Below are 1311 nucleotides of genomic sequence, written 5' to 3'. Positions count from 1 at the left end.
GCGCAGACCCCGTTTGATGGAACGGGCCTGAACACCCGGCTATCCCCAGACCCTTGTGGTGCGTCGGCATGTATCTGTTCGTCCAAGGGTATCATCCTTGTGCCTGATGCAGAAAAATGTGCCGTCTTCCGGCAGGTTTATATTGGTATATATGGATAGCCCTTGTTCCATGCGAGGGTATCCAATGACCGATGACAAAAGACCCATGCTGGTTTTCGGCGCCACCGGGCGGCAGGGAGGATCTGTCGCCAAAGCCTTGCTGAAGGCAGGGTGGCCCGTTCGCGCGCTTGTATTGGACGCCGCCGGGACCGCATCCTTGAGGCTGCGGAATGCTGGCGTCGAGCTTGTGCAAGGCTCATTCGAGGACAGGGATGTCATCCGCGCAGCCATGGAAGATGCTTATGGCGTCTTCAGCGTGTTGCCGGGGAACCTGACTGCTGAAGAGGAAGTGCGCCATGGGGTCGCGATTGCGGATATCGCAGCCGAAACCGGCATCGAGCATTTCCTGTATTCTTCGGGCGCCAGCGCGGGGGATGTATTGACCGGCGTGCCTCGCTTCGACGCCAAGCCGCGCATCGAAGCGCACGTCCGCCAACTTCCAATCACGGCTACCATCATTCGGCCGATGATCTTCATGGAGATGCTGGTGCGGCCGGGTTTCGGCCTGGATCAGGGTCGGTTGGTGTCGCTGATCCGGCCGGATCACGCGATTCACCTCACCGCCGTGGAAGATATCGGCAAATTTGCTGCGGCCATGTTTGCCGACAAGGTCCGTTTCGACGGCAAGACCATGAAGATTGCCAGCGACCGGGTGACCGGGCACGAGCTGGAGGTGGCGTTCACCGAAGTTGCTGGCCGTTCGATAACCTATGAACGCTTCCCCGATGATGTTCTCGCAGTAAATGCGGACCTTGCGCATATGGCAAAGAGCTTGGAAGACGGGCCGCTTTCGGAGAAGGTCGACCTTGATGCCATGCGCGAGATCAATCCGGAGCTGCTCAGTCTGCGTTCCTGGCTCGCGGGCAGCGGGCATGCGGCGCTTAAGGAGGCCCTGGGAACAACCGGGCGACGGTAGCAAGTTCCGGGCGACACGGGGGAACGTAAGCGAAAGCGCCCTTCTCGTCATCCGCAGGGGCGATGCGGTGCATTGCCCCCACGGCAGGAGCGTAGCCGCTTGGCTGTGGCCTGCTGGACACAAAGCCTTGGCTGACCGAACATATTACGAGCCTGAAGTCGGCAGCTGGGCGCGGCCGAAACTTGGCCGCCCGCCCTGCGGGTCGACGAGGACCGGCTCGTAGCTGCCGGTCACCG

General features: G+C 61.0%; 1 protein-coding gene. It reads left to right on the top strand.

Annotation, left to right across the window (positions count from 1 at the left end):
* Positions 1–184 precede the first annotated feature (184 nt).
* Complete coding sequence (locus tag D2T30_RS22825) at positions 185–1075, top strand: NmrA/HSCARG family protein (protein ID WP_128210650.1); 891 nt, start codon at positions 185–187, stop codon at positions 1073–1075.
* Positions 1076–1311 lie beyond the last annotated feature (236 nt).

The organism is Paenirhodobacter populi, assembly GCF_004022215.1.
Taxonomy (GTDB): domain Bacteria; phylum Pseudomonadota; class Alphaproteobacteria; order Rhodobacterales; family Rhodobacteraceae; genus Rhodobacter; species Rhodobacter populi.
Note: the sequence above shows the minus strand (reverse complement) of the source record. Positions and strands in the feature narration are given on the sequence as shown.

Coding starts and splice junctions, on each gene's coding strand:
- D2T30_RS22825 (WP_128210650.1), top strand. CDS start 185: ATGACCGATGACAAAAGACCCATGCTGGTTTTCGGCGCCACCGGGCGG.